Source organism: Pseudarthrobacter sp. lyk4-40-TYG-27 (genome assembly GCF_030209295.1).
Taxonomy (GTDB): Bacteria; Actinomycetota; Actinomycetes; order Actinomycetales; family Micrococcaceae; genus Arthrobacter.
Window position 1 is genome coordinate 331,556 of record NZ_JARVSH010000007.1, and the last position, 8,353, is coordinate 339,908.

6 protein-coding genes are annotated in these 8,353 nt (G+C 60.0%); 1 reads left to right on the forward strand and 5 read right to left on the reverse strand.

All coding sequences use genetic code 11. From position 1 onward, the window contains the following. Positions 1 to 62: 62 nt before the first annotated feature. The 4 genes from QRM96_RS15605 to QRM96_RS15620 form a co-directional block, all read right to left on the reverse strand. A complete protein-coding gene (locus QRM96_RS15605) occupies positions 63 to 845 on the reverse strand; it encodes a protein NO VEIN domain-containing protein (protein ID WP_285320182.1) in 783 nt (260 codons plus the stop codon). A 207-nt stretch (positions 846 to 1,052) separates the two neighbouring features. Beyond that, on the reverse strand, positions 1,053 to 1,832 hold the full coding sequence (locus QRM96_RS15610) for a carbon-nitrogen hydrolase family protein (RefSeq protein ID WP_285320183.1): 780 nt from the start codon (positions 1,830 to 1,832) through the stop codon (positions 1,053 to 1,055). Between the two features lie 48 nt (positions 1,833 to 1,880). Further along, positions 1,881 to 3,230 carry an APC family permease gene (locus QRM96_RS15615; RefSeq protein ID WP_285320184.1) on the reverse strand — a complete coding sequence of 450 codons (1,350 nt, stop codon included), beginning with the start codon at positions 3,228 to 3,230 and terminating at the stop codon, positions 1,881 to 1,883. 9 nt (positions 3,231 to 3,239) lie between these two features. Further along, entirely contained in the window at positions 3,240 to 4,118 is an 879-nt protein-coding gene (locus tag QRM96_RS15620; protein WP_285320185.1) for a carbon-nitrogen hydrolase family protein, read from the reverse strand. Positions 4,119 to 4,214: 96 nt separating this feature from the next. Between QRM96_RS15620 and QRM96_RS15625 the strand changes: the two genes are divergently transcribed. Next, positions 4,215 to 4,979, forward strand: coding sequence for a FadR/GntR family transcriptional regulator (locus QRM96_RS15625; protein WP_285320186.1), 765 nt, complete (start codon positions 4,215 to 4,217; stop codon positions 4,977 to 4,979). Positions 4,980 to 5,240: 261 nt separating this feature from the next. On the opposite strand, the gene QRM96_RS15630 is transcribed toward QRM96_RS15625, so the two are convergent. Next, positions 5,241 to 8,054 (reverse strand): NACHT domain-containing protein, encoded by a 2,814-nt coding sequence (locus QRM96_RS15630; RefSeq protein ID WP_285320187.1) that lies wholly within the window; start codon positions 8,052 to 8,054, stop codon positions 5,241 to 5,243. Between the last annotated feature and the right edge of the window lie 299 nt (positions 8,055 to 8,353).

An 8,353-nucleotide genomic window follows, 5' to 3' on the forward strand; every position in this document is an offset into this window, starting at 1 on the left:
CATTCTTGAGCTGATCTTGATCTTCGACGCACTCTCAGCGGCCAAAAGTCGCCAGGACGTCATCAGGCTGGACGCGGAAGCGCCGTGAAGCCGTTTGGCTCTAGGAGGCAGCTCGCGTCGAGATCACCTCTAAGAGGGAACCAAGCGGAGTCATTTCCAAAGTTGTATACACGCACCAGGCAGTAGATGTCCGGGTGCTCCCTCGACACTCTAAGTTCATTGCTGGTGACAAAGAAAGGCGTCTCCGCACGAGATCTTGTAGTCTTCACTTCGATCAACTTTTCTCTGCCGTTTTCCTCAAACGAAAGTATGTCGTAACCGTCCCCGTCACCTCGCGACTCGCTTACGTGGTCAATCCGACGAGCTAAATTGGCTTTCCCTGCTTTGACGAGTCTCCGGTATTCGAGATCGACTACGGCGAGCTCTCCTGCAAGACCGAGCGCGCGATTTCTTGCCTCAATTGCTGCGTAGTCGGGACGGGCAGTGTGAACACTGGCACCATTAGATGATTGCGGGACAATGATCGAAGGAACGCTGGCACCATCGAAATCAAGGGCACCGATGGGGCTGGTCCCGGGCACCCGCAAGGCTTCGGCCAGGACAAGCTCGATGATAGACGGCCTTGACGCCAGTTGGCGCTGAACTTCAGGGACTAGAGTCTGCTGATAGTTCTGGGCAGGCTGGTAACCGCGGATTGGCCGTAGGCCTAGCTTCATAAGCACAGCTGAGATGTTCTGGTATTTGAACTCAATAGCCGACTCAGTGCGATTCGAGAGCCGAGGCAAAAGCGCTTTTCTGAAATGGCTCTTTACGTAGGATTGCTCCGACACTTCCAGCTGCAACATGTCAAGGTAGCTCCGTACGGTCAGTGCCACTTCCGTTTGAGACCAATCAGTCGGTTTCCCTGCCACCCTGCCCTCATTCCTTCATTTCCTATTGTTGCGGCCAGGCTACATCACGTTCTTGGATGTCGTGCGGCAGCGGCATTACCAAACCGGCACTGAATTTGTCTGGGATTTCGTGGCGGCCTTCTCGGCTCTTGGAGGTTCCGCCTACAACCGCCGTTGCCGGAACATCGGGAACGACTCCCGAACCCGGTCCACGGTCTCCAGCGAAACCTCCACCGTCCGCACACAAGGCTCCATCCCAAGATCCGCCTCCACAACCCCCATCGGGTCCACCAGCACGCTCCGCCCCACGGACACCGGCGGCGCCTGGCACACCCCCGCCACGTACACGCTGTTCTCGATCGCACGCGCCGCGTTCAAAGCCAGCCACTGCTCCGTCTTGTGCTCGCCCGGCACCCAGGACGAGCAGACCAGCAGGACCTGCGCGCCGGCGTCGGCCAGCGACCTCGCCAGTTCAGGGAACCGCAGGTCGTAGCAGGTCATCAGCCCGAACCGCACTCCCCCGTGCTCGAACACTACCGGGGCCGTGGACGGTCCCGGCTTGATGAACTCGGACTCCCCGAACCCCTGCGCGTCGAAAAGGTGGATCTTCCGGTAGGAAGCCAGCTGGCCGCCGTCGGGCCCGAACGCCACCAGCGTGTTGTACGCCCGGCCCGGCTCGTCCGAGGTTTCCACCACGCCAGCCACCAGCGCGATGCGGTGGCGGGCGGCTATGGCGGCAAGCTCCCGGCAGACCGGCCCGTCCAGCGGCTCGGCCACCTGCGGGAACGTTGCGTCCACCTTTTTCTTCTCGTAGGTGGCGTACTCCGGGAAGGCGACCAGAGCGGCGCCGTCGCGCGCTGCCTCGGCGGCGAACCGGTCGATCGCGGCGAGGTTGGCCCGGATGTCGGCGCCCGACTCCAGCTGCCCCAGCGCTATCTTCACGAGTGTTCCTTCCCTTGGCCCCAAAGCCACGCTATAAACAAGACAGGCTCAGGCAGCCGCCTCGACCGTTGCCTTCTCCGTGGCCGTCATCTCCGGCGGCGCCGCCTTGAAGCCCCGCGTGATCAGGGCCAGGACCACCACGCCCAGCACTAGCCAGGACACCCCCAGCGTAATGGCGTTGCTGTCCAGCTGGGAGAGCAGATAGGCGCAGATCACGGCGCCGATCACGGGGACCACCACGTAGGACACCGGGTTCAGCTGCTGCCCGGCCCGGCGCCGGCGAACGTAGTGGAACACCACCGAGGCGTTCACCAGCGTGAAGGCGGTGAAGGCACCGAAGTTGATGAACGACGTCGACGTGGCCACGTCCAGGAAGATCGCGATCAGGCCGATGATGCCGGTGATCACCAGGTTCACCACCGGGGTGTGGAACTTTTCGCTGAGCTTGCCGAAGACGGCCTTGGGCAGGACGGAGTCGCGGCCCATTGCGTACATCAGCCGGGAGGCGCTGGCCTGCGCGGCGAGGCCGGAGGCGAACTGCGCCACCACCAGGCCGGCCAGGAACACGGCGCCGAACAGCTGCCCGCCGATCTGCAGGGCGATGGAGCTGGCCGCGGAGGCCGAGTCCTCGAACACGCCGCCGGGGTGGACCAGCTGGGTCACGTAGGAGACGGCCACGAAGATGCCGCCGCCGATCAGCGCCACGAGCATGATGGCGCGCGGCATGGTCTTGCGCGGGTTGACGGTCTCCTCGGTGAGGGTAGTGACGGCGTCAAACCCCAGGAAGGAGTAGGCGGCGATGGCCGCGCCGGCGGAGATGGTGGCGAAGCTGGAGGTGTCGTTGACGAACGGCTGGCTGCTCACCAGTCCCCCGGCGCCGGAGGTGGAGACCAAGTTGCCGATGGACAGTGCCACGAAGAACACGATGACCAGCAGCTGGAACGCCATCAGCACGTAGTTGGCCTTGTCCGCCACCTTGATGCCCAGGATGTTCAGCAGCGTGGTAATCACGATGAAGCCCACGATCCAGAGCCCGATGGGGATGCCGGGGAACTGCGCGCTGAGGTACGAGCCGCCGATCAGCCAGATGACCATGGGCAGGAAGAGGTAGTCCAGCAGGATGGCCCAGCCCACCAGGAAGCCCACCCGGGGGTCGATGGAGCGGCGCACGTAGGTGTAGGCGGAGCCAGCAACTGGGTAGGCAATGGCCATCCGGCCGTAGCTGTGCGCGGTGAACAGCATGGCGATCAGCGCCACCAGGTAGGCGGCCGGCGAGGCGCCGCCGGTGGCTTCGGCGATGATCCCGAAGATCCCCAGGACGATCAGCGGGGTGAGGTAGGCCAGCCCGAACAGGACCAGCGAGGGCAGTTTCAGCGTGCGGGTGAGGGTTGTTGTCACGGTGTTTCCTTAGGGCTTGTAGGACGGCGGTGTCCAGGTGGCCGGGTTGATCCGGCCTTGGTAGACGGAAAGTTCGACGGCGGGCTCACCCTCGCGGAACTGCGACCAGGGGCGATTGAGGTTCTCCGTGCCGTGCGTGCGGACGCGCTCGACGGCGGCCAGGTCCAGTTCCGCGGTGAGCAGCTGCGGTTGATCGTCAGGTGCCTCGGCGAGGGTGTTACCCTCCGGGTCCACGATGATGCTTTGGCCCTTGCCGGTGGGGCCGGCGCAGTTGACGCTCACCATGAAGACCTGGTTGACGATGGCGTTGGCCTTGGCCAGGACCAGTTCCTGTTTGCGGTCCGGGGTGGTGGTTTTGACGACGTTGAGGATCACTTCCGCGCCCATCCAGGCCAGCTGGCGGGACACCTCCGGGTACCAGGCGTCGTAGCAGATGTTCAGGCCCATCCTGCCGATGCCGGGCAGGTCCACGGTGGTGAACCGGTCGCCGGGGTCGTAGGGCTCGAACGGGCGCCAGGGGAAGATTTTCCGGTAGTAGCCGGCGAGCTCCCCTTCCGGGGACAGGACCAGCTGGGTGTTGAACAGCTGGCCTTCCGGGCCGCGTTCGCAGACACTGCCGGGGACCAGCCAGATGTTGAGGTCCTTGGCGAGCTCTTGGAGCTCTCTAACCCGTGGCCCGTCCAGAGGTTCGGCAATCGCCTGGAGCATTTCGGTGCGCTGCAGGTCCGGGTTTTCGTCGCCGAAGAGGTGCAGCTCGGGGAAGACCACCAGTTTGCTGTGCGGCTGGGCGTCGAGGGCTGCTTTGACCTCGTCCAGGAAAGCCGACACGGGTTCGCCGATGAGCCGCGGCCGTGCCTGGGCGGCGACGAGGGGAAGGATTCGTTGCATGGGTTTTTCTCCGCTGTGGGGTGTGATCCGGGTTATATTAGATCAGAATGATCTAATAATGGGAAGGGGGCCGGCGTGGGCCGTAAAGTAGCGGTCATGACCAATCGGCTGGAAGACACCGCCGAGCCCTCACGCCTGGGTGCCGGCAGGATGCCCGGCATGGAGCGCCGGAGTGCCATGGACGCCGTGCGGATGCGGATCGGCATGGCGATATCTCTGGGGCTGCTGAAACCGGGCGAGCGGCTGCCGGACCAAGAGGACGTGGCACTGGGCCTTTCGGTCAGTCCGATCACCGCCCGCCGCGCTTTGGCGAGCCTGGCGGAGCAGGGCGTGGTGGTTCGCCGGCGCGGGCGGGCCGGCGGAACGTTTGTGGCGGACTCGCCGCCTACTGATGTTCTGGCGTCACTTTCCGCGTCCCCGGCCGAGTCCCGGGCCGTGAACCGGCTGGTGGACCGGCGGCTGCTGTTCGAATGCGCGGTAACGCATTACGCAGCGGTCAACGCCACTGGCCAGCAGCTGGATGAGCTGGAGCGGCTGACCCGGGAAATGGCTAACGCGACCGACTGGTCGTACTACCACCGGATGGACGAGCAGTTCCATCAGCTGGTGGGCACTGCATCATGTCTGGACTCCGCCGTCGAGGTTTATCACGAGACGCTAGCGGAGCTCTACGACTACTTCATCCCCTACCCCATCGAGAAGCTGCACAAATCCAACCAGGACCACATCGCGCTCGTGGCGGCCCTCCGCGCCGGGGACGTTCAGGACGCCGTGGAGGTGGCCCGCAAACACGTGGACATCCTGCACCGGACGATGTTTATGGGATTGGCGCGGGTAGCACCCACCACCAGGCCGGACTAGGTTACCTTCGGCCAGTCGCTATACTCCTGCCAGATTGAAGACGCATAGAAGACAGCTCAGTTTTCGGCGCCATAGCCTTTGAGGCCTAGGGTCTGCAGGCTAATCCGCTCCGGATCCGGCATGTAGAAACCGACCAGTCCGTAACGTCGTCCAGTAGGACCTAACTACATCGTTTGCCACCTTGTACTGAAATCTCTGACCACCGGGAGTCCTCCGAGGGGTGATCCCGTAACCATGCAACATCTGGCTTTCGCGCTGGCGTCAATCCAATCGTGAATCTTCAACCAGGTACCGCCCACCTGCTGCCCATCGCCGGACGTGTGGAGGCAGGACTTCGATTACAGCCACCGCATCGTGTCGTATGTCCATGTTTGGTTTAGGTCCCACCCCATGCTTCCAATCGCGGTACGCGGCGACGGAGCTTATACGGCCTGGCCAGCACAGCTCTGAGGCCAACATATGTCCATTCTCATGCTTTTCTTCATATGAAGCCAAAAGGAGAACCGCCAGAATGTCGCGCAATTTCTGAGTATAGACCTCGGCACCGTTGGACCAGGAAAGCAGCGGAGAAGGAACAAAATCTGAATCCGTGGTCCAATTATTGAGCACCCAAATGGGAACCCAAGTTCCGCGGGTGATCATGTCGTGAACAGCATCTATTGCAGATTTCTGGGGCGAGGTAAATTTGTCCGGTTCACCGCGCTTGATCAGCCACGAAATGATTCCGTCAGCCGGCCCGATCACCCCCCCTGTTCGAATATACTCCCAAGGTGACTCCGGCTCTGCGGCCTCCCTGCCGAGAATCAAAAGCCAATTTAGGACGCACTCATCTTCATAGCCGGAAAGTTCCTCGGCAAAGGCGTCCAAGACTTTTTGCAAATCCGGGGTCCAACTTTCCTCGTACCGCCTTCCACCGAATAGTTGGTAGTTTGCCCACAGAGAGAAGAAAATCTCCCTCATGGCCCTTCCATCCGGGACAAGTAAGAAATTCTCAACGAAAAGAGAGCGCGCAACGGGATTTACGGATAGTAGGGCTAGGAACTCAGAAGCGGAAATATGATATTCGGAAGAAGTCCACCGAGTACGTAGAAGATTAAATCCCGCCACCAAAGCGTATTTGGCTAGTACAGCTCCATCAAGGAGCCTCAACAGCAAAAGTGTCGGCGTGGGAGGGGATCCCGCCTTACAGAGTTCTTCGAAAACATGGGTGGCGCCGCGCTCCCTCACCGAGTGGTAGCTCTGAATAAGTAACTCTGGCAGCACGGAGGTAGAGTCTCTTTCGTAAGCCTCTCGAATTCGCATAGCGATACTTGCAGCCGACGCATCGCTCGCCCGAGCAAAAGCTTCAGCCGTAAAGAACTCAAAGAAGGTGCGATGGGTGAAGGAATACAGCCTCTGACTTTGAGCACTAGTTCCCGTGCTGCCAAGAAGCCACGCGCGATCAGCGCAGAAGTTCAAGAATTCCTTGGCCGCTTCTCGCGCCTCGTCTATCGACATTCCAATGTCGTCAACCATGTAGTTCGCGATAGTCTGAGCAATCTGTCGTTCTTCCACACCCGATTGCGCTGACTGACTTGTGTAGAACCAGCGAGCGATCTCTCGCATTAACTGGTTGGCAAATTTTGGCATCGAGTGTGGAACCTGAATCTGCCGATGCGCATCCCATCGCTTGAATAACAGCTGTGCGCACTCCTCGTAAATTTCACGACGATTTACTGGTATTTCGCCACTATTTTTATAAAGATTGCATAGTAATGACAAAAGCAGGGGGTTAATGCGCAAATCCGACACGCTATCGGAATCCATAATAAAACTTTCAATTAGCTCGGGGCGGGCAGCGTGAGTGAACCATTTGGTAGCGTATTCCAACACTTGGTCTTCAGAAAATTCTCGCAGTTCCAGGTGCCGGAATAGCCGCCCATCTACGGGTGCCCGCTCATAGCCCACTGCTCTGGTTGTCACGAGTACCGAAACGGGCGGGTACTGCGCGGTGAACGCTTGAATGCGCTGGACCATTTCCGATCGCTGAGTCTTTTCAGTAATCTCGTCGAGACCGTCAAAAACGACAACGATCTGACCGGTAAGGAGCATGGCTTCCAATTGTGCTGAGGAAAGGGTTGTCGATAGCTCCGCGGCCAGCTTTTGGGCTGCGTAGTCAGTGAGAGCTGACGACCAAGCACTGCCTGCGTAGTCACGACACCGGATTACCGCCGATGGAGTACCTATGCCGTCCTCTCTCGGTGAGGCTATCGCGTGCACGAAGTGGCTTACGAACGTGGTCTTACCAGCGCCAGGAGATCCCTTCAGGACGACACGAAATGGATTCTCCGAGGTGACTAGCGCTTCAGATTCAATTGTCTGCCCCGTGGTTGAATCATTGAAGTGACGGCGGACGTAGAGGTTCTGAAACTCAATATTAGAGACATCAATGTGGTTGATAATCTGCCCGTACCCTGATGCCCGAATGAGCTGAGCAAGATGCGCTGAAGTGGATCCTGAGGAGAACAGCTGCTCCAAGTTGCCTGCTAATTCCGTCAAGCGATTCAGGTAATGAGTGGCGACACCATTAGCGTTAATGGGAGTCCCCAGCGGCAAAGACAGAAAACGCGTATAGTTTTCTGCCTCTGCAACGAGGGCAGGGTCGTTGTCTAGCGGCCGAATAAGGCCTTTGTACATGAGACAGAGTCGATCCCAGATCGACGCAATTGCGTCGCTCCACTTTTCATTGGAGTCAATCAGCCATCGCTTGGCTTCGCTAGAAAACGCTTCCTTCATCGCTTCTTGAATGTCAGAGTGCCCCTCTGAAGTTGGTATGAGCATGCTCAGCGCGACGAACCGAAGAACCGGCTGGGCTCGAGCAGAAGCCAAAAAGCTATGCACATCGGCTGCTTGAGCGGCAGTCAGCGAGGCACTATCTAGTCCTAGGTCAAGCCACTCGGGATCGTACTTACCGTACAGCCGCAGCTTACGTATAGCCCATTGCAGCCCATTTGCCGCATTCTTGGCGCCGGTAACGGTGGCATTGCTTGCCTTCACTGCAGCAAGTCCCGCGGCTCCTATTGTAATTGGATCCATGAGACCCGACTTTAGTCCCATACGTGGCATACGTGTTTGATCGCCGAGATAGCGCGCTCGGAGCTTTCTAGCACGTGTAATCGCGCGACTTTCGGCGAGGCTCTGCAGGCTGTCAGCACACCCCGAGGCCCTTCTCAGCAGCCACGTGACGGCGGCAAAACCGATGGCTTCGTGTCCCGTCGTTTTCCTTGTGCCGCCGCCCGGTCCCTGGATTGAAATCGGATCGCCGCCAAAATAGGCTATTCCCCCCCCCCCCCCCCCCCCCCCCCCCCCCCCCCCCCCCCCCCCCCCCCCCCCCC

Excerpts from the sequence above, each read along its gene's own strand:
- QRM96_RS15605 (WP_285320182.1), bottom strand. The coding sequence starts at position 845 with ATGTTGCAGCTGGAAGTGTCGGAGCAATCCTACGTAAAGAGCCATTTC.
- QRM96_RS15620 (WP_285320185.1), bottom strand. The coding sequence starts at position 4,118 with ATGCAACGAATCCTTCCCCTCGTCGCCGCCCAGGCACGGCCGCGGCTC.
- QRM96_RS15625 (WP_285320186.1), top strand. The coding sequence starts at position 4,215 with ATGACCAATCGGCTGGAAGACACCGCCGAGCCCTCACGCCTGGGTGCC.
- QRM96_RS15630 (WP_285320187.1), bottom strand. The coding sequence starts at position 8,054 with ATGGATCCAATTACAATAGGAGCCGCGGGACTTGCTGCAGTGAAGGCA.